The 24656-nt window shown below is 69.5% G+C and carries 19 protein-coding genes; 3 read left to right on the plus strand and 16 right to left on the minus strand.

All coding sequences use genetic code 11. From position 1 onward, the window contains the following. Positions 1-90 precede the first annotated feature (90 nt). On the plus strand, positions 91-675 hold the full coding sequence (locus ACZ7L4_RS17500; RefSeq protein ID WP_399230724.1) for a TerD family protein: 585 nt from the start codon (positions 91-93) through the stop codon (positions 673-675). Positions 676-751: 76 nt separating this feature from the next. On the opposite strand, the gene ACZ7L4_RS17505 is transcribed toward ACZ7L4_RS17500, so the two are convergent. From ACZ7L4_RS17505 to folC, 10 genes are all read right to left on the minus strand, one after another. After that, on the minus strand, positions 752-2695 hold the full coding sequence (locus ACZ7L4_RS17505; RefSeq protein WP_422407304.1) for a TIGR03960 family B12-binding radical SAM protein: 1944 nt from the start codon (positions 2693-2695) through the stop codon (positions 752-754). Between the two features lie 41 nt (positions 2696-2736). Beyond that, positions 2737-4254 carry a CYTH and CHAD domain-containing protein gene (locus ACZ7L4_RS17510; RefSeq protein ID WP_472103394.1) on the minus strand — a complete coding sequence of 506 codons (1518 nt, stop codon included), beginning with the start codon at positions 4252-4254 and terminating at the stop codon, positions 2737-2739. 290 nt (positions 4255-4544) lie between these two features. Next, entirely contained in the window at positions 4545-5741 is a 1197-nt protein-coding gene (gene rodA / locus ACZ7L4_RS17515; protein WP_450816847.1) for a rod shape-determining protein RodA, read from the minus strand. Between the two features lie 3 nt (positions 5742-5744). After that, on the minus strand, positions 5745-7937 hold the full coding sequence (gene mrdA / locus ACZ7L4_RS17520; RefSeq protein WP_472103396.1) for a penicillin-binding protein 2: 2193 nt from the start codon (positions 7935-7937) through the stop codon (positions 5745-5747). A 104-nt stretch (positions 7938-8041) separates the two neighbouring features. After that, the gene (mreD, locus tag ACZ7L4_RS17525; protein ID WP_472103398.1) at positions 8042-8722 is read right to left on the minus strand and encodes a rod shape-determining protein MreD; all 681 of its coding nucleotides are present in this window, start codon (positions 8720-8722) and stop codon (positions 8042-8044) included. An 18-nt stretch (positions 8723-8740) separates the two neighbouring features. Further along, positions 8741-9724: a rod shape-determining protein MreC gene (gene mreC / locus ACZ7L4_RS17530; protein WP_472103400.1), complete on the minus strand. Its 984-nt coding sequence runs from the start codon at positions 9722-9724 to the stop codon at positions 8741-8743. Positions 9725-9841: 117 nt separating this feature from the next. Beyond that, complete coding sequence (locus ACZ7L4_RS17535; RefSeq protein ID WP_266719674.1) at positions 9842-10861, minus strand: rod shape-determining protein; 1020 nt, start codon at positions 10859-10861, stop codon at positions 9842-9844. A 390-nt stretch (positions 10862-11251) separates the two neighbouring features. Beyond that, on the minus strand, positions 11252-11665 hold the full coding sequence (gene ndk, locus ACZ7L4_RS17540; protein WP_450816841.1) for a nucleoside-diphosphate kinase: 414 nt from the start codon (positions 11663-11665) through the stop codon (positions 11252-11254). Positions 11666-11750: 85 nt separating this feature from the next. Further along, positions 11751-12092, minus strand: a complete 342-nt coding sequence (locus ACZ7L4_RS17545) for a DUF4233 domain-containing protein (RefSeq protein WP_450816840.1) — start codon at positions 12090-12092, stop codon at positions 11751-11753. A 5-nt stretch (positions 12093-12097) separates the two neighbouring features. Next, entirely contained in the window at positions 12098-13636 is a 1539-nt protein-coding gene (gene folC / locus ACZ7L4_RS17550) for a bifunctional tetrahydrofolate synthase/dihydrofolate synthase (protein WP_472103403.1), read from the minus strand. A gap of 133 nt (positions 13637-13769) precedes the next feature. Here folC and ACZ7L4_RS17555 point away from each other — a divergent pair, with 133 nt between their 5' ends. Beyond that, positions 13770-14810, plus strand: coding sequence for a rod shape-determining protein (locus ACZ7L4_RS17555; protein WP_472103404.1), 1041 nt, complete (start codon positions 13770-13772; stop codon positions 14808-14810). A 78-nt stretch (positions 14811-14888) separates the two neighbouring features. Here the strand turns inward: ACZ7L4_RS17555 and ACZ7L4_RS17560 are convergent, their stop codons facing one another. Beyond that, the gene (locus tag ACZ7L4_RS17560; RefSeq protein WP_472103405.1) at positions 14889-16085 is read right to left on the minus strand and encodes a sensor histidine kinase; all 1197 of its coding nucleotides are present in this window, start codon (positions 16083-16085) and stop codon (positions 14889-14891) included. 144 nt (positions 16086-16229) lie between these two features. Continuing rightward, positions 16230-18854, minus strand: a complete 2625-nt coding sequence (locus ACZ7L4_RS17565) for a valine--tRNA ligase (RefSeq protein WP_472103407.1) — start codon at positions 18852-18854, stop codon at positions 16230-16232. Between the two features lie 115 nt (positions 18855-18969). Here ACZ7L4_RS17565 and ACZ7L4_RS17570 point away from each other — a divergent pair, with 115 nt between their 5' ends. Then, positions 18970-20010 (plus strand): hypothetical protein, encoded by a 1041-nt coding sequence (locus ACZ7L4_RS17570; RefSeq protein ID WP_472103409.1) that lies wholly within the window; start codon positions 18970-18972, stop codon positions 20008-20010. 78 nt (positions 20011-20088) lie between these two features. On the opposite strand, the gene clpX is transcribed toward ACZ7L4_RS17570, so the two are convergent. The 4 genes from clpX to tig all read right to left on the minus strand — a co-directional run bounded on the left by clpX (position 20089) and on the right by tig (position 24498). Beyond that, complete coding sequence (gene clpX, locus ACZ7L4_RS17575; RefSeq protein ID WP_385767265.1) at positions 20089-21375, minus strand: ATP-dependent Clp protease ATP-binding subunit ClpX; 1287 nt, start codon at positions 21373-21375, stop codon at positions 20089-20091. Positions 21376-21530: 155 nt separating this feature from the next. Next, positions 21531-22190, minus strand: coding sequence for an ATP-dependent Clp protease proteolytic subunit (locus tag ACZ7L4_RS17580; protein ID WP_266719658.1), 660 nt, complete (start codon positions 22188-22190; stop codon positions 21531-21533). A 61-nt stretch (positions 22191-22251) separates the two neighbouring features. After that, positions 22252-22857: an ATP-dependent Clp protease proteolytic subunit gene (locus ACZ7L4_RS17585; RefSeq protein ID WP_422411426.1), complete on the minus strand. Its 606-nt coding sequence runs from the start codon at positions 22855-22857 to the stop codon at positions 22252-22254. A gap of 255 nt (positions 22858-23112) precedes the next feature. Next, positions 23113-24498 carry a trigger factor gene (gene tig / locus ACZ7L4_RS17590; RefSeq protein WP_472103411.1) on the minus strand — a complete coding sequence of 462 codons (1386 nt, stop codon included), beginning with the start codon at positions 24496-24498 and terminating at the stop codon, positions 23113-23115. Between the last annotated feature and the right edge of the window lie 158 nt (positions 24499-24656).

Below are 24656 nucleotides of genomic sequence, written 5' to 3' on the forward strand. Positions count from 1 at the left end.
CAACCCTGCATGGCCGATCCGGTCCCTTACGTCGTATGTTCGGGGCAGTCCGCAATATCGCGGTTGTGCCTTTAGGGGGAGGAATCACGCATGATCACACTCACCAAGGAAGACGGCCCCGCCGACCTGGACGGGGTTACCCACCTGTCCATCGGGGTGTCCTGGGACCCCACCGCGGGCAGCAGCGGGGGCGTCCTCGGCGCGCTCCGCCGCAAGCAGGGCACGGACCTCGACCTGATCGCCATCGCGATGCAGGGCGCTGATCCGGTGCGCCTCGCGGGGCTCGACTCGCTGGACCCGATGGGCAACGGCTCGCTCGTCCACAGCGGCGACAACCAGACCGGCAAGGGCGACGGCGACGACGAGACCGTCACGGTCGAGTTCTCCCGGCTCCCGCAGCAGATCACGTCGATCGTGTTCGTGGCGGCCGCGTACAAGAAGGGCAGCTCGTTCCAGAAGGCCCGCAACATCAGCTTCAAGGTCTACGACGCGACGGGCGGCAGCTCGCAGCAGGTCGCCGACATCTGGCCGAGCCTGATGACCAACGACAACGGCTGCGCGGTCGCCAAGGCCATGCGCGTGGGCAGCTCCTGGAAGCTGGAGGTGATCAACACGCCTGGCAAGATCAAGCAGGGCGACGAGCACGCCCTGATGCGTTTCGCCGCCAGCAAGTAGGCCCGCAAGCAGGCCCGCGCGAGGCGAAGGGGCGGCCGGTCACGAACCGGCCGCCCCTTCGTCGTGCGTGTGCGTCCTACTTGACGACCGTCAGCGGCAGCAGCTTCTTGCCCGTCGGGCCCATCTGGATCTCGGTGTCCATCGCCGGGCAGACGCCGCAGTCGAAGCACGGGGTCCAGCGGCAGTCGTCGACCTCGGTCTCGTCGAGCGCGTCCTGCCAGTCCTCCCAGAGCCAGTCCTTGTCGAGACCGGAGTCCAGGTGGTCCCAGGGCAGGACCTCCTCGTACGTGCGCTCGCGCGTCGTGTACCAGTCGACGTCCACGCCGTACTCGGGCAGCGTCTTGGCGGCGCAGGCCATCCAGCGGTCGTAGCTGAAGTACTCGCGCCAGCCGTCGAAGCGGCCGCCGTCCTCGTAGACGGCGCGGATGACGGAGCCGATGCGGCGGTCGCCGCGGGAGAGCAGGCCCTCGACGATGCCGGGCTTGCCGTCGTGGTAGCGGAAGCCGATGGAGCGGCCGTACTTCTTGTCGCCGCGGATCTTGTCGCGGAGCTTGGCCAGGCGCTCGTCCGTCTCCGTGGAGCTGAGCTGCGGCGCCCACTGGAACGGCGTGTGCGGCTTCGGGACGAACCCGCCGATCGACACCGTGCAGCGGATGTCGTTGCCCGCGACCTCGCGGCCCTTCGCGATGACGTTGGCCGCCATGTCGGCGATCTGCAGGACGTCCTCGTCGGTCTCGGTGGGCAGGCCGAGCATGAAGTACAGCTTCACCTGCCGCCAGCCGTTGCCGTACGCGGTCGCGACCGTACGGATCAGGTCCTCTTCCGAGACCATCTTGTTGATGACCTTGCGCATGCGCTCGGAGCCGCCCTCGGGGGCGAACGTCAGACCCGAGCGGCGGCCGTTGCGCGTCAGCTCGTTGGCGAGGTCGATGTTGAAGGCGTCCACGCGGGTCGACGGGAGGGACAGACCGATCTTGTCCTCCTCGTACCGGTCCGCCAGGCCCTTCGCGACCTCACCGATCTCGGAGTGGTCCGCCGAGGACAGCGAGAGCAGGCCGACCTCCTCGAAGCCGGTCGCCTTGAGGCCCTTGTCGACCATCTCGCCGATGCCGGTGATGCTTCGCTCCCGCACGGGGCGCGTGATCATGCCGGCCTGGCAGAAACGGCAGCCGCGGGTGCAGCCGCGGAAGATCTCGACGGACATCCGCTCGTGGACCGTCTCCGCGAGCGGCACGAGGGGCTGCTTCGGGTACGGCCACTCGTCGAGGTCCATGACGGTGTGCTTGGACACCCGCCACGGCACACCGCTGCGGTTGGGCACGACGCGGCCGATGCGGCCGTCCGGCAGGTACTCGACGTCGTAGAAGCCCGGGATGTAGACGCTGCCGGTCTTCGCGAGGCGGAGCAGGACCTCCTCGCGCCCGCCGGGACGGCCCTCGGCCTTCCACTGGCGGATGATCTCGGTCATGTCGAGCACGGCCTGCTCGCCGTCGCCGATGATCGCGGCGTCGATGAAGTCCGCGATCGGCTCGGGGTTGAACGCCGCGTGGCCGCCCGCGAGGACGATCGGGTCCTCGACGGTGCGGTCCTTGGACTCCAGCGGGATGCCGGCCAGGTCGAGCGCGGTCAGCATGTTCGTGTAGCCGAGCTCGGTGGAGAAGCTGAGCCCGAAGACGTCGAAGGCCTTCACCGGGCGGTGCGAGTCGACCGTGAACTGCGGGACCTCGTGCTTGCGCATGAGCTCCTCGAGGTCCGGCCACACGCTGTAGGTGCGCTCCGCGAGCACGCCCTGGCGCTCGTTGAGCACCTCGTAGAGGATCATGACGCCCTGGTTGGGCAGACCGACCTCGTACGCGTCCGGGTACATGAGCGCCCAGCGGACGTCGCACTCCTCCCACGGCTTGACCGTGGAGTTCAGCTCACCGCCGACGTACTGGATCGGCTTCTGCACATGCGGCAGCAAGGCTTCGAGCTGCGGAAAGACAGACTCCACCGGCGAGGCGGCGGGTTCGGCAGACATAACCGTTGACCTTCGTGAGCTGACAGGGGTGACCATCAAGCCTAACCCGCCGAAAGGTCGGGTTCCGCCGCCCGCTCCCAGACCTCCGGCAGCTCCCGCTCCCGGTCCGCCGCGGACGCCTGTTCCTGGCCGTACAGCAGGCCCCAAGTGAAGGCGGTCTCCCCCGCCGCGTGCGCCTGGATCGCCAGGTCGCGCAGGGCTTCGCGGGCGACGACGGAGTCCTGGTGGTCGCCGAGCAGGGACTGTACGTCCTTCATCCGCTTGGCGAACTTCTTGGCCTGCTTGCCGAGCGCGGGCACGGCCGTCTCCCCCGCGTACCGGGCGCGCTTGGCCGCCTTTCGGGCCTCGTGCAGTGCGAGGTCCCGGTCCGTGCCGGGCGGCAGCGACAGGGCGCGCTCGATGCGGGTGGCGAGCCGGGCATGGTCCTTGAGGGCGGCCTTGGCGAAAACCGGCGCGGCGGGCTTGGCGGCCCGCGGCAGGAGCGGCGGCTCGGCGAGCAGTGCGTCGAGGGCCCTCAGGAGGTCCAGGTAGCGCTTGCCGTCGAGCACGGCGACCGTGTGCCGGCGCGAGCCGTGGCGGCGGGCGACGGCCCAGATGCGCAGGCGGCCGCGGACGGGGCCGAGGAGCAGGGTGCGGGGCAGGGCGTCCATCCGGCCGGTGATCCGCTCGGTGAGCACCTCGCGGTCCCGGTCGATGCCCAGCTCGCCCGCGAGCCACTTCAGCTCCTCGCCGACGGGCTCGGTGACGGCCGGGTCGAGGACCTTCTTGTACGTCTTGAACGCGCTGCGGATCCGGCGGGTGGCCACGCGCATCTGGTGCACGGAGTCCGGCAGGTCGCGGCGTACGGCGGGGTCGAGCTCGACGAGGGCGTCGCGCTGGGCGCGCAGGTGGGCGAGGACGTGGTCGCCCGCGGTGTCGCCCGTGGCGGGCGCCTCGTGTTCCGTGCGGCGGGCGGCCCCGGTCTCCTCCAGGGCGCGGGCCAGCTTGGAGGCGGAGCCGGAGCGTTCGACGCCGGCCTTGCGCAGGCGCTTCTCGACCTTGCCGAGGAAGGCGGGGTCGGCGCCGTCCGCGAGTTCGACCTCGATCTCGGTCCAGGCGGTGGTGCGCTCCCCGTCGGCGCGCTCGGCGCGGACGGCGTCGACGCACACCTCGGCGAGGAGCGAACCGTCGGCGCCGGTCAGGTGGGAGACGTCCCGCGAGGAGCGGAGCCGGACGACGGGGATCAGCTCGTCGCCGCGGACCCGGGAGCGGACGAGGCCCGCGAGGGCGCGCGGCAGGTTGGCGGAGGGCGGGGCCTGCACCTCGTCGCGGACGCCCTCGCTCAGGGCGACCGGGAGTTTCAGGTGCCAGCCGGCGTCGTCACCGCCGGTGCGGCGGCGCAGCGTGATCTTGTCGGTGGCGAGGCGCTGGTCCTCGGTGTCGTAGTAGACGGCGTCGAGTTCTACGACGCCCTTGTCCACGACGGCCGATACGCCGGGGACCTTGTGCAGGTCGGGCAGCCGGAAGTGGTCGGTCGGGGCGTCGTACTTTCGCTCGATCTCGCGCTTTGTCTCCGCCATAACCTGAATTTAGGCGTCTGCGGCGACGGGGCCAAGGTCTCGGGGCTCCGCCCCGCACCCCGCTGCTCAATCGCCGCAGGGGCTCGATCAACCGAACCAGCGCGTCGGCGGCACCCGCTCCCACGCCACGGGGCTCCGCCCCGGACCCCGCGCCTCAATCGCCGGCGGGGCTTGATATTGCCGACCGAGCCTTGGGCAATCTGCCGCCTTGGGCGGCAGGGTGGGCAAGGCGGCCCCCGGCGCAGGCCGCACCCGCATCAGAGCCGCCCCCGTCGCAGACAGCTGGAGACTCAGGCCGACATCGGCCTCTGCACCTTGATCGATTGGAGCAGGCCCACCGCCACCCACACCGCGAACATCGATGAGCCGCCGTACGAGACGAACGGGAGCGGGAGGCCCGCCACCGGCATGATGCCGAGGGTCATGCCGACGTTCTCGAAGGCCTGGAAGGCGAACCAGGCGATGATGCCCGCCGCGACGATCGTGCCGTACAGCTCCGTCGTCCCGCGCGCGATCTTGCACGCCCGCCACAGCACCACACCGAGCAGCAGCAGGATCAGCCCCGCCCCCAGGAAGCCGAGCTCCTCACCGGCCACCGTGAACACGAAGTCCGTCTGCTGCTCCGGCACGAACTGGCCCGTGGTCTGCGAGCCGTGGAAGAGGCCCGCGCCCGACAGCCCGCCCGAACCGATCGCGATGCGCGCCTGGTTGGTGTTGTAGCCGACGCCCGCCGGGTCGAGCGCCGGATTGGCGAAGGCCGCGAACCGGGCGATCTGGTAGTCGTCCAGGACCCCGAGCTTCCACACGGCGACGGCGCCCGCCGCGCCGACGCCGATCAGGCCGAGCACCCACCGGTTCGAGGCGCCCGACGCGAGCAGCACGCCGAGCACGATCATCACCATGACCATGACGGACCCGAGGTCCGGCATCAGCATGACGATCAGCATCGGGACGGCGGCGAGGCCGAGGGCCTGCAGCACCGTGCGGTGGTCGGGGTGTTCGCGGTCCCCCGCGTCGACACGGGTCGCCAGGATCATCGCCATGCCCAGGATGATCGTGATCTTCACGAACTCGGAGGGCTGGAGGGAGAAGCCGCCGCCGACGACGATCCAGGCGTGCGCCCCGTTCACGGTCGCGCCGAGCGGCGTGAGCACGAGGAGGACCAGGAAGACGGAGATCCCGTACAGGATCGGCACGGCCGTGCGCAGCGTCCGGTGCCCGAGCCAGACCGTGCCCGCCATCAGCGCGACGCCGATACCGGTGTTCAGCAGGTGCCGGAACAGGAAGTAGTACGGGTCGCCCTGGTTGAGCTCGGTCCTGTTGCGGGTCGCCGAGTAGACGAGCGCGGCGCCGATGAAGGACAGCGCGATCGCCGAGAGCAGCATCGGCCAGTCGAGCCTGCGCACCACCGAGTCGCGGGCCATGAGCCGCGTCATGGTGGAGCGCTGCGGCCCGTAGCCCGAGACGGAGAAGCCGTTGCCGGTCACCGGTCAGTCCCTCCTGCTGTTTCCGTACGAGGAGGTGGGCAGCGTCGCCGCCAGCTCCTGCTGGTCGGGCGTGGTGTCCCTGCCCGGCTGGAACGGCTTGATCTCCGGGGCGTCGATCGAACCGTCCTTCTCGATCTTCGGCAGGCTCTTCTCCGGCTCGGGCAGCAGCGCCTTCTTCTTGTTGATGCCGCCCTTGCTGTCGACGCCGTAGAGCGCGTCGTAGATCTTGCGGACGGCGGGGCCCGAGGCTCCGGAACCCGTACCACCCTGGGCGATCGTCATGACGACCGAGTAGTCCTTCGTGTACGTCGCGAACCACGACGTCGTCTGCTTGCCGTAGACCTCGGCGGTGCCGGTCTTGGCGTGCATCGGGATCTTGTCCTGCGGCCAGCCGCCGAAGCGCCAGGCGGCGGTGCCCCGCGTCGCCACGCCCGCGAGGGCCTGGTCGATGTGGCGCTGGGTCTGCTTCGTCATGGGCAGCTTCCCCTGCGACTTGGGCGCGATCTCGCTGACCTGCTTGCCGTCGGGGCTGATCACGGCCTTGCCGACCGCGGGCTGGTAGAGAGTGCCGCCGTTGGAGATGGCCCCGTAGATCCGGGCCATCTGGATCGGGGTGACGAGCGTGTCGCCCTGTCCGATGGAGTAGTTGACCTCGTCACCGGCGCGCATCACATTGCCCTGGCGGCAGTTCTCCCAGTTGAGGCGCTCGACGTAGGAGCCGTCCTTCTTGCCGCCCTTGCACCAGGCGTCCTTGTTGGCCTTCCAGTACTCCTGCTTCCACTTCCGGTCGGGGACCCGGCCGTTGACCTCGTTGGGCAGGTCGATGCCGGTCTCCTTGCCGAGACCGAACTGGTGGGCCGTCTTGTAGAAGGAGTCGTCGGTGTTGACGCCGCCCTTGGGGTGGATGCCGCCGAGCTTCTGCCACTCCTTGTGGGCGAGGCCGTAGAAGACGGTGTCACAGGAGACCTCGAGGGCACGGCCGAGGCTGATCGGGCCGAAGTTCTCCGACTCGAAGTTCTTGAAGACCTGGCTGCCGATCGAGTACGAGCTGGTGCACGGGTAGCGGCCGTTGAACGGGTACCCGGCGTTGACCGCCGCGGTGCTGGAGATGACCTTGAAGATCGAGCCGGGCGCCGACTGGCCCTGGATCGCCCGGTTGAGCAGCGGGTAGTTGGACTGCTTGCCGGTGAGCTTGTCGTAGTCCTTGCCGGAGATGCCGCCGACCCAGGCGTTCGGGTCGTACGTCGGGTTGGAGGCCATGGCGACGACGCGGCCGGTCTTGGCCTCCATCACGACGACGGAGCCGGAGTCGGCCTTGTAGTTCTCGCCGGTGTTCTTGTCGAACTCGTGCCGGGCGGCCTTCATCGCCGCGTCCAGCTCCTTCTCGGCGACGGACTGCACGCGGGCGTCTATCGACGTGACGACGTTGGCGCCGGGCTCGGCCTTGTCGCTCTCGGCGCGGCCGATGACGCGGCCGAGGTTGTCGACCTCGTAGCGGGTGACGCCGGCCTTGCCGCGCAGATCCTTGTCGTACGTGCGCTCGAGCCCACTGCGGCCGACCTGGTCGGATCGCAGGTACGGCGAGTCGGAGTTCTTGGCCTTCTCGATCTCCGCGTCGGTGACCGGGGAGAGATAGCCGAGGACCTGCGCGGTGTTGGAGCCGCCGGGTCCCGCGTAGCGGCGCACGGCGGTGGGCTCCGCGGTGATGCCGGGGAAGTCCTCGCTGCGCTCGCGGATCTGCAGGGCCTGCTTGGGCGTGGCCTCGTCGGTGATCGGGATCGGCTGGTACGGCGAGCCGTTCCAGCAGGGCTGCGGCGTCTTCGCGTCGCAGAGCCTGACCTTCTCCTGGATGGTCTTGGGCTGCATCCCGAGGACCTTGGCGAGCTTGGTGAGGACGGCCTTGCCCTCGTCGTCCATCTTCATCAGGTCGGTGCGGGAGGCGGAGACGACGAGCCGCGTCTCGTTGTCGGCGAGCGGGATGCCGCGCGCGTCGAGGATCGAGCCGCGGGTGGCGGGCGTGACGACCTGCTGGACGTGGTTCCCGGAGGCCTCCTTGGCGTACTCGTCGCCGTTGCGGATCTGGAGGTACCAGAGGCGGCCGCCGAGGGTGAGCAGGAGGGAGAGGACGAGGATCTGGAGGATGATGAGGCGGATCTGGACGCGCGGGGTCCGGCCCGTCTCGGGGATGTTGGTCACGGTGGCGTGCTCCCCCTCTCAGTACGAGGACGTGTACGAGTACGAGTAGGTGTACACGCCGAAGCTGTGCGTGCCTGCGCTGTCGTCGGTCAACTGCCGTGCGCTCACAGGCGCTTGACCCCCTTGATGCGGCCCGCGCGGGAGGCGCGCGCCTTGACCGACCTCATGCGCAGGCCGCCGCCACGCTGGCCGCCGATGCTCAGGCCCGTGCCGCCGCCGGAGAGCCAGCCGGAGGAGACGTCGGCGGCCTTGGCGGAGCCGCCGGAGGAGTCGCCGAGCGGATCGTTCTCCGCGCGTCTGGCGAGCCACATCACGCCCGGCACCACGAAGGGCGCGAGCAGCAGGTCGTAGAGCGCCGCGGTGAAGATGAGGCTGCCGAGGCCGACGTCGCGGGCTGCGGTGTCGCCGACGAGCGCGCCCACGCCCGCGTACAGCAGGGTCGTGCCGATGGCGGCGCCGACGACCACGAGCATGGGGCCTGCCGCCGAACGCAGCTGGCCGCTCTCGGGCTTGGCGAGGCCCGCCAGATAGCCGATGACGCAGAGCACGAGGGCGTAGCGGCCCGCGGCGTGGTCGGCGGGCGGCGCGAGGTCCGCGAGCAGTCCGGCGCCGAAGCCGACGAAGGCGCCGCCCACGTGTCCGTACACGAGGGCGAGGCCGAGGACGGTCAGGAGCATCAGGTCGGGGACGGCGCCGGGCAGTTGCAGCCGGGCCAGGATGCAGACCTGGAGGACGAGGGCCACGACGACAAGGACCGTGGAGAGCAGCATCCGGTTGAAGCGCATGATTCCTTGCTCCTCCTGCTACTGCTGCTGGTCTGCGTTGTTGTTGCCGGCGGCGTTCTCGCCGTTGCCGTCGCCGTTGCCCCCGGCGTTCGCGCCCGGGGTGGCCGTCACGGTGACGGTGGGCGTCGGCTTGGGCTTGGCGGGTTTCTTCGGCAGCACCGTGTCGCGCGGGTCGGTGCGCGGCGCCTGGACGACGACCCCGACGATGTCGAGCTTGGTGAACCCGACGTACGGCTTCACGTAGACGGTGCGGGTCAGGTCGCCGCCGGAGGGGTCGACGCGGACGACGCGGCCGACCGGGACGCCGGGCACGAACGGCTTGTCGGCCTGCGAGCCGAAGGTGACCAGGCGCTCGCCCTTCTTCACCTTGGCCTTGCCGTTGAGGAGCTGGACGCGCAGCGGGCGGTCGCCCTGGCCGGACGCGAAGCCGAGCTCGTCCGACTTCTCCATGCGGGTGCCGACGGTGAAGTCCGGGTCGTTGGCCAGCAGCACCGTCGCGGTGTTCGGGCCGACGGTGGTCACACGGCCGACGAGACCGTCGCCGTTGAGCACCGTCATGTCGCGCTCGAGGCCGTCGTTCGCGCCTGCGTCGATGGTCACGGTCCAGGAGAAGCCCTGGGCCGAGCCGATCGCGATGACCTGGGCGCCCTTGATGCCGTACTGGCCCGCGCCCGCCGTCTTCAGCATGGCGTCGAGCTGGCGGACCTTGCTGCGGTTGCGGTCGCCGCTGCCGAGCTTGGCCTTCAACGCGGCGTTCTCGTGCTCCAGTTCACCGATGCGGTTGTGCCGCTTGTCGGAGTCGCGGACCGCGCTTATGGCGTTGCCGATCGGGTCGACCGCGCCCGACACCCCGTTCTCCACGGGGCCGAAGACCGTCGCGGCGGCGTGCCGGGCACCGTCGACAGGCGAGTCCTCGCCGCCGCGGATGTCCACCGTGATCAGTGCGAACGCGATGGCGATCAGCAGCACCAGGAGCAGCCGGCTCTCTCGTGTGTCCCTCACGTGCGGCGGCCGTGCCTTCCTCATCGGAATGTGGGTGGTTCTTACGCCTTGCCTATATATCAACGATCCGCCGTACGAAGTGGCAGGCACTCGTACGGCGGACGTTTTCGATTCACATCATCTGCGCGGCGAGGCGTCCAGAACCTGCTGGAGCGCCTCGAACTCCTCGACGCACTTGCCGGAACCGAGCGCCACGCTGTCGAGCGGGTCCTCGGCGATGTGGATCGGCATGCCGGTCTCGCGGCGCAGCCGCTCGTCGAGGCCGCGCAACAGGGCGCCGCCACCGGTGAGAACGATGCCGCGGTCCATTACGTCACCGGACAGCTCGGGCGGGCACTTGTCGAGGGTGGTCTTCACGGCGTCGACGATCGCGTTGACCGGTTCCTCGATCGCCTTGCGGACTTCCGCCGCCGAGATGACGACGGTCTTGGGCAGCCCCGACACCAGGTCGCGGCCGCGGATCTCGGTGTGTTCGTCGGAGTCGAGGTCGTACGCGGAGCCGATCGTGATCTTGATCTGTTCGGCGGTGCGCTCACCGAGGAGGAGCGAGTACTCCTTCTTGATGTGCTGGATGATCGCGTTGTCCAGCTCGTCGCCCGCGACGCGGATGGACTGCGCCGTGACGATTCCGCCGAGCGAGATCACCGCGACCTCGGTGGTGCCGCCGCCGATGTCGACCACCATGTTGCCCGTGGCCTCGTGGACCGGGAGCCCGGAACCGATGGCCGCAGCCATGGGCTCCTCGATGATGTGCACCTGGCGGGCACCGGCCTGCGAGGAGGCCTCGATGACCGCGCGGCGCTCGACGCCGGTGATGCCGGAGGGCACACAGACGACGACACGGGGCCGGGCGAGGTAGCGCCGCTTGTGCACCTTCAGGATGAAGTAGCGGAGCATGCGCTCGGTGATCTCGAAGTCGGCGATCACGCCGTCCTTCAGCGGGCGGACGGCCACGATGTTGCCCGGCGTGCGCCCGATCATCTTCTTGGCTTCGGCACCGACCGCGAGGATGCCGCCGGTGTTGGTGTTGATCGCGACCACGGACGGCTCATTGAGCACGATCCCTCGACCCCTGACGTACACCAGCGTGTTGGCGGTCCCGAGGTCGACAGCCATGTCACGGCCGATGAACGACATTGAGTTCCCCATCAGGATTCGTCTGGCCTTCCCAAGTGGAGCGTTTGATGGCTTGTCAGGAGGCGAGAGGGTGGACGCGGTGTGGCGTGGAGGCTCCATCGTAGTCTCGCCTGCACGATCACGGCGCGAGGGTCTTCGCCATTGTCAGCACGGGAGCCCCCGCCCCGCTAATGCAGACGTCCCGACGGAGGAGTGCGTTCCCCCAATCGGGCCGCATATGCAAAAGAGCGGCCCGAATTCTCGGGCCGCTCCTGGTCAGTGGCGCTCCGTGACTGACGCTGCATCAGAAAACGAACTCGCCGGTCTCATGGAGCGGACACCGGGTGTCTCACGGGAGTGGATCGAAGTCCGGAATACGAGAAGCCCCGGACAACCGACCCGTTCGCCCCGTTACGAGAAATCGGGGAAGAAAAGCTTCAGCTCGCGCTCCGCGGACTCCTCGGAGTCGGAGGCGTGGATGAGGTTCTCGCGAACAATGGTGCCGAAGTCGCCGCGGATCGAACCGGGGGCGGCCGCGATCGGGTCCGTGGGACCGGCCAGCTGGCGCACGCCCTCGATCACACGCTCGCCCTCGACGACCAGGGCGACGATCGGGCCCGAGGACATGAAGTCGACCAGCGGCTCGTAGAACGGCTTGCCCTTGTGCTCGCCGTAGTGCGCCTCCAGCGTCTCCTGGCTCAGGCTGCGCAGTTCGAGCGCGCTGATCGTCCAGCCGGCCTTGCGCTCGATGCGGCCGATGATCTCGCCGATCAGGCCGCGGCGAACGGTGTCGGGCTTGAGCAGGACGAGCGTGCGCTGGGTCATTCGCGGGACTCCTTGTAGGCCTAGGTGTGCGGTGACGCCCGAGGTTACAGGGCGTGACCACCGCCCCGGCAGGCGGGCGGGCGGCTCAGGCCTGCTCGGCCTGCGCCGCCCAGCGGGCCTTCGCCTCGTCGACCTTGCGGCCGAAGTGCACCGAGGCCCACCACAGACCCGCGAAGCAGGCGCCGAGGAAGAACATCACCGGGACGAAGAAGCCACTGATGATCAGGGCGATCTGCAGCGCCCAGCCGAGCTGTACGCCGCCGGGCCGCGTCACCATGCCGCACAGCAGCACGCTGAGCAGCATCGCGACGCCGCTCACCGTCCACACGAGCGTGGCCGACAGGTCCGGGTCCTTCATGGCGACGAGCCCGGCGAAGCCGATGACGAAGAACTCGGCGAGCAGCGTCGAGGAACAGAGAATACGCACGGCGGTCAGCCCTTCCCCAGGAGCAGCCGGGCCTCGCCGACCGTGATGACGGAACCGGTGACGAGCACTCCCCCGCCCGCGTACTCGCCCTCTTCCTCGGCGAGCGTGATCGCGGCCTCGAGGGCGTCGTCGAGGCGGGGTTCGACCTGGACGCGCTCGTCCCCGAAGACCTCCACCGCGATGCCCGCCAGTTCGTCGGCGTCCATGGCGCGATGGCTGGAATTCTGCGTGACGACGACCTCCGCGAAGATCGGCTCGAAGGCCTCCAGGAGCCCCCGTACGTTCTTGTCGCCACTGGCGCCGACGACACCGATGAGGCGGCTGAAGTCGAAGACCTCGCCGATCGCCTCGGCGGTGACGCGGGCGCCCGCCGGGTTGTGCGCGGCGTCGAGGACGACCGTCGGCGAGCGGCGCACGACCTCCAGGCGGCCCGGCGAGGTGGCCGAGGCGAACGCCGTGCGGATCGTGTCGATGTCGAGCGGGCGCGCGTGCTCCGAGCCGATGCCGAAGAACGCCTCGACGGCGGAGAGCGCCACCGCGGCGTTGTGCGCCTGGTGCGCGCCGTGCAGCGGAAGGAAGATGTCCTCGTACTCGCCGCCGAGCCCGCGCAGCGTCACCAACTGGCCGCCGACGGCGACCTCGCGGCGGACGACGCCGAACTCCAGGCCCTCGCGGGCCACGGTCGCGTCCGCCTCCACGGCCTTCTTCAGGATCACCTGCGCCGCGTCCACCGGCTGCTGCGCCATGATCACGGAGGCGTCCTGCTTGATGATCCCGGACTTCTCGCCGGCGATCTCGCCGGGCGTCTCACCGAGCCGGTCGGTGTGGTCCAGGTCGATGGGGGTGATGACCGCGACCGATCCGTCGATCACGTTCGTCGCGTCCCAGCTGCCGCCCATGCCGACCTCGACGACCGCCACGTCGACGGGGGCGTCGGCGAAGGCCGCGTAGGCCATGCCGGTCAGCACCTCGAAGAAGGAGAGGCGGTACTCCTGCTGCGCGTCGACCATCTCGACGTACGGCTTGATGTCGTCGTACGTCTCGATGAAGCGCTCGTGGTCGATCGGGGCGCCGTCCAGGCTGATGCGCTCGGTGATCGACTGGACGTGCGGCGAGGTGTACCGGCCGGTGCGCAGGTCGAAGGCCGTGAGCAGGGCCTCGATCATGCGGGCCGTGGACGTCTTGCCGTTCGTCCCCGTGATGTGGATCGAGGGGTACGCCTTCTGCGGCTCGCCCAGCACGTCCATCAGCGCCGCGATGCGCGACACGGACGGCTCCAGCTTCGTCTCGCCCCAGCGCGTGGCGAGCTCGGCCTCCACCACCCGCAGCGCCTTCTCCACCTCGGGGTCCTGCGGGCGGGCCGGGATCCCGTCGCCCTGCGGCGGGGCCGACTGGGTGCGCAGGGTGCGGCTGCCCGCCTCGATCACCGCGAGGTCGGGGTCGCGGGTGGTCTCTTCGCCGACGATCTCTTCGAACTGATCGGCGTCGTCGGGGTTGTCGGGCAATCCGTGGTCGCTGCTGTCGCGCGGGGGGAGGTCACTCACACACGCCAGTCTACGGAGGTCCACCGACAGCGCGCCCGACGCCACCCGACGTCCCGGTTCGGGACCTTCGACCTGTCCGTTTCGGGACCTTGGTCCCTCCGGAACGGCCCACCGCCCGGCAAACTTGCTGATCATGGACATAGGCATCGATCTCGGCACCGCCAACACCCTTCTCTACGTGCGCGGTCAGGGCATCGTGCTGAACGAACCCTCGGTCGTCGCCGTGAAGGCGGCCGGGAAGCCGAACGGCAAGTCGGGGAAGGGCGGCGGGCGCGGCGACGTGCTCGCCGTGGGCAGCGAGGCGAAGGAGACCATCGGGCGCACACCGGGCTCGATCACCGCGATCCGGCCGCTGCGGGACGGCGTGATCAGCGACTACGAGGCGGCCGAGGCGATGATCCGGCACTTCGTCCGCAAGGCGGTCCCGGGGCGCCGCCCCCGTACCCGCATGGTGGTGTGCGTGCCGAGCGGGGTCACGCCCGTGGAGCGGCGGGCCATCGAGCACGCGGCGCAACGGGCCGGGGCGAGGACCGTGCACCTGATCGAGGAGCCGATGGCGGCGGCGATCGGGGCGGGGCTCCCGGTCGCGGATCCGCGCGGGTCCATGGTCGTCGACATCGGCGGCGGCACGAGCGAGGTGGCCGTCATCTCCCTTGGCGGCGTGGTCACTTCGCAGTCACTGCGGGTCGGCGGCGACCGCTTCGACGAGGCGATCACGGACTACGTGCGCAAGGAGCACGGGCTGCTGATCGGCGAGCGCACGGCCGAGGACATCAAGGTCGCGATCGGCTCGGCGTGGCCGGTGCCCGGTGAGGAGGCGTTCGAGATGCGGGCGTTCACCGTGCGGGGACGGGAGAAGGTGGCGGGCCTGCCGAAGACGGTCGAGCTGACGGTGCGCGAGGTGCGGGCGGCCCTTGACGAGCCCGTGGAGGCGGTCATCGCCGCGGTGAAGGCGACGCTTGAGGAGTGTCCTCCGGAGCTGTCGGGGGACGTGATGGAGCACGGGATCGTGCTGACCGGCGGGGGCGCGCTGCTGCCGGGGCTCGACCTGCGGATCGCCTCCGGCACGGGGATCCCGGTGTTCGTCGCGGACGACCCGCTGGACAGCGTGGCGCTGGGGTGCGGAAAGTGCGTGGACGACTTCGACGGCTTGCAGCGGATGCTGGCGGCGTAACCGGGTCTGTCTGGTGGGTGCGGTGTTGCTGTGGTCGCGTTCTTCTGCGCAGTTCCCCGCGCCCCTAAAAGCACCTGCCTACGTCCTTGCCGGGAAGGTTGCTTCGACCTCGTAGGTGGCCGAGTCGGTCCGGCCTGCTCTGAATGTGCCGCCCAGGGAGAGGACTCGCTCCTCCATGCCGGCCGTGCCGGTGCCCGCCGAGACCGGGGCCAGGGCGGGGGCGTCCGTCGGCAGCGGGTTGGCGACCGTGACGTGGAGGCGGTTCGCCGCGACCGCGACCGTGACGGTCACCGGGCGGCCCGGGGCGTGCTTCGCGGCGTTCGTGAGGCACTCCTGGACGACGCGGTAGACGGCGGCCTGGCGCAGCGGGGACTGGGCGCGGGCGGCGGCGTCCACGTCGACGGAGACCTCGCTGCCGGCCGCCGCGCTCTCCTCGGCGAGCCGGGGCAGCGCGTCGAGGCCGGGGGTCGGCGTGCCGCCCCCGCTGCCGCGGCGCACGACGATCTCGTTGAGCAGCAGATGGGCCCGCCGCGCCGTCTCGGACAGCTCGTCGAAGTCCGACTCCCAGCGCTCGCCGCGGGCCCGCCGCGACAGCACCTCCGCCCGCACCGACAGCATCGTCAGCTCGCGGCCCACGAAGTCGTGCACGTCGCCCGCGACGTCGGAGCGCTCCTGCTGCACGGCCTGGAGCAGCGCGGTCTCGGCGCCCTTGGCCTCCAGGGCGCGAACGAGGTCGATGCGGCGCGCGGCGATGCCGACGCCGGTGGCGAGCACCCCGATGGGCACGGCGAGGGCGAGGAACTGGCTGACGCTCTCGCCGCCCCGGTGCGCGGGCCATTCGAAGAGCGCGTACGCGGCGCAGGCCCAGAGGAGGTAGAGGCAGCAGGCGAGGACGCCGGAGTTGCGGCCCCGGTAGCGGGCCACGGAGTACAGGGCGAACTGGATCAGGGTCACATCGTGCAGCCAGCCGAGGAAGACCATCCCGACGGCGAACGACAGCCAGGGCCCCCACGGCCCGCGCCGGCGCGACAGCAGCGTCGCGGCGCCGAGGGCGAGCACGAGCGTGGCGGACGTCCCGTTGAGCGCGTTGTCCGCCCTGGCGAGGCCCGGGATGTCCAGGCCCATCAGGGCGAAGCAGCCGGCGGCCGTGACGAGGTCGACGGCGTGCGGGGTGCCGCGCCAGCGCTCCAGGTGCGACCAGAGGCGACCGAGACGCCGACCCGCGACGGTCGTCGCCGCGCCGCTCGTCGCCGGCCCGTCGGCCTCGTCGTGCATGGAGCTCCGTCCCTCCGTGACTGCGCGCCCGGTACGTCCCTTTAATACCTCGGCCGGGCACGTCCGGGCATCTCGTACCGCCCGCCCGGAACGCGGCAGGGCCCCCGGAACCCTGCGGTTCCGGGGGCCCTCGGGCACGTACGGTCAGGCCTGCGGCAGCCGGTCCAACTGCGCCTGGATCCGGGCGATGTCCTCGTCCGCCTTGGCGAGGCGGCCCTTGATCTTGTCGACCACGTGGTCCGGGGCCTTGGCGAGGAACGCCTCGTTGCCCAGCTTGCCCTCGGAGGCCGCCTTGTCCTTCTCGGCGGTGGCGAGGTCCTTGGCGAGGCGCTTGCGCTCGGCCGCCACGTCGATCGCGCCGGACAGGTCGAGCGCCACCTCGGCGCCCGCGACCGGCAGCGTGGCGGTGGCCGTGAAGCCCTCGCCCTCCGGCTGCAGCTTCAGCAGCTGGCGGATGGCCGGCTCGTGCGCGGCGAGCGACGTGCCGTCCAGGGAGAGGCGGGCCGGGACGCGCTGGCCCGCCTTGAGGCCCTGGTCGCCCTTGAAGCGGCGGACCTCGGTGACGACCTGCTGGAGCGTCGCGATCTCCTGCTCGGCGGCCTCGTCGCGGAAGCCGCTGTCCTTCGGCCAGTCGGTGATCACGATGGACTCGCCGCCCGTGAGCGTCGTCCACAGCGTCTCCGTGACGAACGGGACGACCGGGTGCAGCAGGCGCAGCATGACGTCCAGGACCTCGCCGAGGACCCGGCCCGACACCTTCGCCGGCTCGCCGCCCGCCATGAACGTCGTCTTCGACAGCTCGACGTACCAGTCGAAGACCTCGTCCCACGCGAAGTGGTAGAGCGAGTCGGAGAGCTTCGCGAACTGGTAGTCGTCGTAGAACGCGTCGACCTCGGCGACCGTCTTGTTCAGGCGGGAGAGGATCCAGCGGTCCGTCGCCGTCATCTCGGACGGCTCCGGCAGCGGGCCCTCGACCGTCGCGCCGTTCATGAGCGCGAAGCGCGTCGCGTTCCAGATCTTGTTGGCGAAGTTCCGGGACGCCTGGACCCAGTCCTCGCCGATCGGGACGTCGATGCCCGGGTTGGCGCCGCGGGCGAGCGTGAAGCGCAGCGCGTCGGAGCCGTAGGTGTCCATCCAGTCCAGCGGGTTGACCGCGTTGCCGAAGGACTTCGACATCTTCTTGCCGTGCTCGTCGCGGACCATGCCGTGGAAGGCGATGGTCTTGAAGGGAACCTCGCCGTCCATCGCGTACAGGCCGAACATCATCATCCGGGCGACCCAGAAGAACATCAGGTCGTAGCCGGTGACCAGGGCCGAGTTCGGATAGAACTTGGCCAGGTCCTCGGTCTGCTCCGGCCAGCCCAGCGTGGAGAAGGGCCACAGGCCGGAGGAGAACCAGGTGTCGAGGACGTCGGTGTCCTGGTGCCAGCCCTCGCCGCTCGGCGGCTGCTCGTCGGGGCCGACGCACACGGTCTCCCCGTTCGGACCGTGCCAGACGGGGATGCGGTGGCCCCACCACAGCTGGCGCGAGATGCACCAGTCGTTGAGGTTGTCGACCCAGTCGAAGTAGCGCTGCGACAGGTCGGCGGGGTGGATGTTCACCCGGCCGTCGCGGACCGCGTCGCCGGCGGACTTGGCGAGCGTCTCGACCTTGACCCACCACTGCAGCGAGAGCCGCGGCTCCAGCGTCGTCTTGCACCGCGAGCAGTGCCCGACCGAGTGCGTGTACGGGCGCTTCTCGGCGACGATCCGGCCCTCGGCCCGCAGCGCGGCGACGATCGCGGAGCGCGCCTCGAAGCGGTCGAGCCCCTCGAAGGGACCGTGCGCGGTGATGACGCCGCGCTCGTCCAGGACCTCAAGGGCCTCGAGGTCGTGGCGCTGGCCGATCGCGAAGTCGTTCGGGTCGTGGGCAGGCGTCACCTTGACGGCGCCCGTGCCGAACTCCGGGTCGACGTGCGTGTCCGCGACGACGGGGATCGTGCGGCCGGTCAGCGGCAGCTTGATCCGCTTGCCGACGAGGTGCGCGTACCGCTCGTCGTCCGGGTGGACGGCGACCGCGGTGTCGCCCAGCATCGTCTCCGCGCGCGTGGTCGCGACGACGATGGTGTCCTCGCCCTCGCCGTACTTCATGGAGACGAGCTCGCCGTCGTCGTCCTGGTAGTCGACCTCGATGTCCGAGATGGCCGTCAGACAGCGCGGGCACCAGTTGCTGATGCGCTCGGCGCGGTAGATCAGGCCGTCGTCGAACATCTTCTTGAAGACGGTCTGGACGGCGCGGGACAGGCCCTCGTCCATGGTGAAGCGGTCGCGGCTCCACGCCACACCGTTACCGAGGCGGCGCATCTGACCGGCGATCTGGCCGCCGGACTCGGCCTTCCACTGCCAGACCCGCTCGACGAACGCCTCCCGGCCCAGGTCGTGACGGGACAGGCCCTCCTTGGCGAGCTCGCGCTCCACCACGTTCTGCGTGGCGATGCCCGCGTGGTCCATGCCGGGCTGCCACAGCGTCTCGAAGCCCTGCATGCGCTTGCGGCGGGTCAGGGCGTCGATCAGCGTGTGCTCGAAGGCGTGGCCGAGGTGCAGCGAGCCCGTGACGTTCGGCGGCGGGATGACGATCGTGTACGGCGGCTTCTCGCTCTTGGGATCGGCATCGAAGTAACCGCGCTCTACCCAGCGCTCGTACAGCGGCGCCTCTACTTCGGCCGGCGCGTACTGGGTCGGCAGTTCGGAGGTGGGCACTGGCGTCTGCTGCTGAGAGTTCTCGGTCACGGGGCCAGTTTAGAGGGGTTACAAGCTCGTACTGAAACCGAATCCGGTGGAACGGATCGCACCCACGTACGTCAGGATGTCGGCAGCACATAAGCAACGGGAGGGAACGCCAGCAATGAGCCACAACCAGCCGGGCCCGTACGGGAACCAGCCGCCGCAGCAGCCGGGTCCGTACGGTCAGCAGCCCCAGCAGCCGGGCCCCTACGGCCAGCCGCAGCAGCCGGGCCCGTACGGCCAGCCGCAGCAGGCGCCGCAGCCCGGCTACGGTTACCCGCAGCAGCCGCCGCAGCAGGCGCCCCAGGGCGTTCCCCCGCAGCAGCCCCCGGGCGCCCCGTACGGCCAGCCGCAGGCGCCCGGCGGTTACGGCCAGCCCCAGCAGCCGGGCCCCTACGGTCAGCCGCAGCAGGCGCCGTACGGCCAGTACCCGCAGCAGCCGCCCGCCGGCGGTGGCGGCAGCAAGAAGGTGCTGGGCATCGTGATCGGCGCGGTCGTCGTGGTGGCGGCGCTCGGGGTGGGTGGCTACTTCATCTTCGGTGGCGGGGACAGCGGCAGCGGCTCGTCCGTGGCGGACGACGGCGCGCACAAGCTGACGACGCCGGCCACGGTCCTCGGCGAGTACCAGAAGAGCAGCTCCAACGCCTCCAGCAGCGGCACCTTCAGCGACAGCGACCTCGCGGAGGCCAAGAAGTGGGGCGTGACCGACCCCAAGAGCGTGAGCGCCAGCTACAAGGCGGGCTCCGGCACCTCGGTCAAGGCGATCAACTTCGGTGGCGTCTACGGCACGATCGAGGACCCGGAGAAGGTCGTCGACTCGATGTTCACCGAGATGGAGAAGAAGTCCAAGGAGGACGCCGGTACCGCGAGCGGCGCCAAGGTCTCCTTCGAGGGCTCGCCCCAGGCGTTCACGCCGGCCGGCTTCAAGAACGGCGTCATGAAGTGCCAGAACGCCAAGTACGAGATGCCCGGCGGCAGTTCCTCCACCGCGGGCGTGCCGTCGAGCTTCAAGATGCCGATGTGCATCTGGGGTGACCACAGCACGGTCACGTACATCGTGTACTCCGACAGCGGCGCCATCATCTCCAAGAAGGAGCAGCCGCTGAGCGAGGCCGCCGACACGACGGCGAAGCTCCGCGACGAGGTGCGCGTCAAGTCCTGACGCTCGCACCCCCACGGCACGAGAAGGGCCCCGGTCGGATCTCCGACCGGGGCCCTTCTCGTGCCGACTGGCGTTCCGCTACGCCGACTTCTGCTCGCCGCTGCCGCCGCCACGGGCGTCGCGCGGGATCAGCGTCGGGTTCACGTTCGAGTGGACGGCGTCCGCGGTGATGACGACGCGGGCCACGTCCTTGCGGGACGGCACCTCGTACATCACCGACTGGAGGACCTCCTCCATGATGGCGCGCAGCCCGCGCGCTCCGGTGCGGCGCAGGATCGCCTGGTCGGCGATGGCCTCGAGCGCCTCGCGCTCGAAGTCCAGCTCCACACCGTCGAGTTCGAAGAGTCGCTGGTACTGCTTGACCAGAGCGTTCTTCGGCTCGACGAGGATCTGGAGCAGCGCCTCACGGTCGAGGTTCTGGACCGCGGTGATGACCGGGAGACGGCCGATGAACTCGGGGATCATCCCGAACTTCACCAGGTCCTCCGGCATGACCTCCTGGAACTGGTCCTTCTCCTCCAGCTCGCGCTTGGAGTGCAGGGTCGCGCCGAAGCCGATGCCCTTGGCGCCGGCCCGCGACTCGATGATCTTCTCCAGACCGGCGAACGCGCCGCCCACGATGAACAGCACGTTCGTCGTGTCGATCTGGATGAACTCCTGGTGCGGGTGCTTGCGGCCGCCCTGCGGCGGGACCGAGGCGCTGGTGCCCTCGAGGATCTTGAGGAGCGCCTGCTGCACGCCCTCACCGCTCACATCACGGGTGATCGACGGGTTCTCCGACTTGCGGGCGACCTTGTCGATCTCGTCGATGTAGATGATCCCGGTCTCGGCCTTCTTGACGTCGTAGTCGGCCGCCTGGATCAGCTTCAGCAGAATGTTCTCGACGTCCTCGCCGACGTAGCCCGCCTCCGTCAGCGCCGTCGCGTCGGCGATGGCGAACGGGACGTTGAGCATGCGGGCCAGTGTCTGCGCGAGGAGCGTCTTGCCGGAACCGGTCGGGCCGAGGAGAAGGATGTTGGACTTCGCGAGTTCGATCGCGTCGTCCCGCCCGTTCGCCCCGCCGTTCTCGCCGGCCTGGACGCGCTTGTAGTGGTTGTACACCGCGACGGACAGGGCCTTCTTGGCGGCTTCCTGTCCTACGACATAGCTTTCGAGGAACTCGTAGATCTCGCGCGGCTTGGGAAGCTCTTCCCAGCGCACTTCGCTCGTCTCCGCGAGCTCTTCCTCGATGATCTCGTTGCAGAGGTCGATGCACTCGTCGCAGATGTACACACCGGGGCCTGCGATGAGCTTCTTGACCTGCTTCTGGCTCTTTCCGCAGAACGAGCACTTGAGCAGATCGCCGCCGTCACCGATGCGTGCCACGAGGTGCTTCCCCTTCGCCTGGGAGACGCTCGCACAAGCGGCTCCTGGTGCCTGTATCCGACGGTACCTTGCCGGGCCCCCCGTTCGGGCCCCCCTTGGCACGGTTCACTTTGACGGGAACCGTGCCAAGGGGACGGCAGACGATACAGCGCTGACTACGCGATCGCCTCGTTGTTCATCTTGCGCGTCGAGACGACCTGGTCGACCAGACCGTACGCGAGCGCGTCCTCGGCCGTGAGGATCTTGTCGCGCTCGATGTCGTCGCGGATCTTCTCGATCGGCGTCGTCGAGTGCTTGGCCAGCATGTCTTCCAGCTGAGCACGCATGCGCATGATCTCGTTGGCCGCGATCTCCAGGTCGGAGAGCTGCTCACGGCCGGTGCCGCCCGAGGGCTGGTGGATCAGCACGCGCGCGTTGGTCAGCGCCATGCGCTTGCCGGGCGTACCGGCGGCCAGCAGGACGGCGGCCGCGGAGGCGGCCTGGCCCATGCAGACCGTCTGGATGTCCGGCTTCACGAACTGCATCGTGTCGTAGATGGCCGTGAGGGCCGTGAACGAGCCGCCGGGGCTGTTGATGTAGATGGAGATGTCGCGGTCCGGGTCCATCGACTCCAGGCACAGCAGCTGCGCCATGACGTCGTTGGCCGACGCGTCGTCGATCTGCACGCCGAGGAAGATGATGCGCTCCTCGAAGAGCTTCGCGTACGGGTCGTACTCGCGCACGCCCTGCGAGGTGCGCTCGACGAAGCGCGGCACCACGTAGCGGTTGTCGACCTGGGGGCCCTGGTACAGGCCGCTGCCGGGGAAGTTGTTCATGGTCGGTGTTCCGTCCTGGTGAGGGTGGGCTTGGCTGGCTGTGCCGACGTGATCGCGAGGATCAGGCGCCGGTGCCGCCGCCGCCCGGAACGCCCGTAGCGGCAGTGATGATCTCGTCGATGAGGCCGTACTCCTTGGCCTCCTCGGTGGTGAACCAGCGGTCGCGGTCACCGTCACGGATGATCGTCTCGACGGTCTGGCCGGAGTGGCGCGCGGTGATCTCGGCCATGCGCTTCTTCGTGCGCAGCAGGTACTCGGCCTGGATCTTCACGTCCGACGCGGTACCGCCGATGCCCGCGGAGCCCTGGTGCATCAGGATGTCGGTGTGCGGCAGCGCGAAGCGCTTGCCGGCCGAGCCGCCGGTCAGCAGGAACTGGCCCATGGAGGCGGCCATGCCCATGCCGATGGTGACGACGTCGTTCGGGATGTACTGCATGGTGTCGTAGATCGCCATGCCCGCCGTCACCGAACCGCCGGGGCTGTTGATGTACAGGAAGATGTCCTTGTCCGGGTCGGCGGCAAGGAGCAGCATCTGTGCGGTGATCTTGTTCGCGATGTCGTCGTCGACCTGCTGGCCGAGGAAGACGATGCGCTCGCCGAGCAGCCGGTTGTAGACATGGTCGCCGAGGCCACCACCGATGGACGGCTCGCCTGCGGCGGAAGGCATCAGATTCGTCACGTATCCACCTGCTCGTCTCTGACGGCTACGCGCCGTCTCGCGTCTTTAGCTGGGTCGGGGGCCGTGCTCGGACGCCCCTGCCCTTCTCTTCATGGACCCTAACGCGCGGCCCCCTCCGGGGAATCCCGCGGATGGAACTGTTCGCTGTGAGCGCAGGTACGGCGCCGTGGGGGCACGTGGCACCGAGGCCCCCGGAACCGCGTCGGTTCCGGGGGCCTCGGTCACACGTTCCGAGCGGGGCGGTTACGCCTCGTTCTTCTCCTCGGCGGAGTCGGTGGACTCGGCGGCGGCCTCGGCGGCCTCCTCCGTCTCCTCCTCGTCGTCCGACAGGTCGACGACCTCGCCGTTGGTGTCCTTGACCGTGGCGGCCTCGACGACCGTGGCAAGGGCCTTTCCGCGGGCGACCTCGCCGACGAGCATCGGGACCTGGCCACCCTCGACGACGGCCTGGGCGAACTGGTCGGGGGACATGCCGGAGGAGGCGGCGCGGCGCATGAGGTGCTCGGTGAGCTCCTCCTGGCTGACGTTCAGCTTCTCCTTGTTGACGAGCTCGTCGAGGACGAACTGCGTCTTGATGCCCTTGACGGCCTGCTCGCTCGTCTCGGCGTCGAACTCCTCGACCGTCTTGCCCTGGATCTCGAGGAACTTCTCGAGGTTCAGGCCCATCTGGGCGAGCTGGTGGTTCTCGAGGTTGTGCTTGCGGGTCTGGACCTCGTCCTCGAGGAGCTTCTCCGGGACGGGGACCTCGACCAGCTCGAGCAGCTTCTCGAGGACGCGCTCCTGGGCCTGGGTGGCCTGGTCGTTCAGCTTCTGGTTCTCGAGGCGCTTGCGGCTGTCCGCCTTGAGCTCCTCGAGGGTGTCGAACTCGGAGGCGAGCTGCGCGAACTCGTCGTCCAGCTCCGGCAGTTCACGCTTGGCGACCTGGGTGACCTTGACGGTGACCTCGGCGTCCTTGCCCTCGGCGGAACCGCCCTTGAGCTCGGAGTTGAACGTGGCCTCGCCACCGGCCTCCAGGCCCTTGACGGCGTCGTCGATGCCGTCGAGGAGCTCGCCCGAGCCGATGGTGTACGAGACGCCGGAGGCGACGCCGTCCTCGAGGACCTCGCCCTCGACCTTGGCCTCCAGGTCGATCGTCACGACGTCGCCGTCCTCGGCGGCGCGCTCGACCGGCGCGGTGGAGGCGAAGCGGTCGCGCAGCTGCTCGACGGCCTTGTCGACGTCCTCCTCGGTGACCTCGGTGGCGTCGACCTCGACCTCGATGCCGGAGTAGTCCGGGATCTCGATCGTCGGGCGCACGTCGACCTCAGCGGTGAAGTTCAGCGTCTCGCCGTCCTTCAGGTCCGTGATGTCGACCTCGGGCTGACCGAGGACGTTGAGCTCCGCCTCGTTCACGGCCTCGGTGTAGAACTTCGGGAGCGCGTCGTTGACAGCCTCTTCGAGAACCGCGCCGCGGCCGAAGCGCTGGTCGATGACGCGGGCCGGGATCTTGCCCTTGCGGAAGCCCTTCACCGTGACCTGCTGGTTGATCTTCTTGTACGCCGCGTCGAGGCTGTCCTTGAGCTCCTCGAAGGGCACCTCAATGCTGAGCCGAACCCGGGTCGGGTTCAGGGTCTCGACGGCGCTCTTCACGGTGGGTCTCCTTGGGGGCTGACTTCTGGGATCTGCCCGGCTTTAGAGACACACGGGCATGCAGCTTGCATAGTAACGGCACGCCGCTGCTGACCCACAATGCGATCTTGATGCGATCTCGGAGAACCCCGGGGCGGTCTCACGACCTGCGCCCGAAC

It is taken from the genome of Streptomyces sp. NPDC107575 (assembly GCF_055657265.1).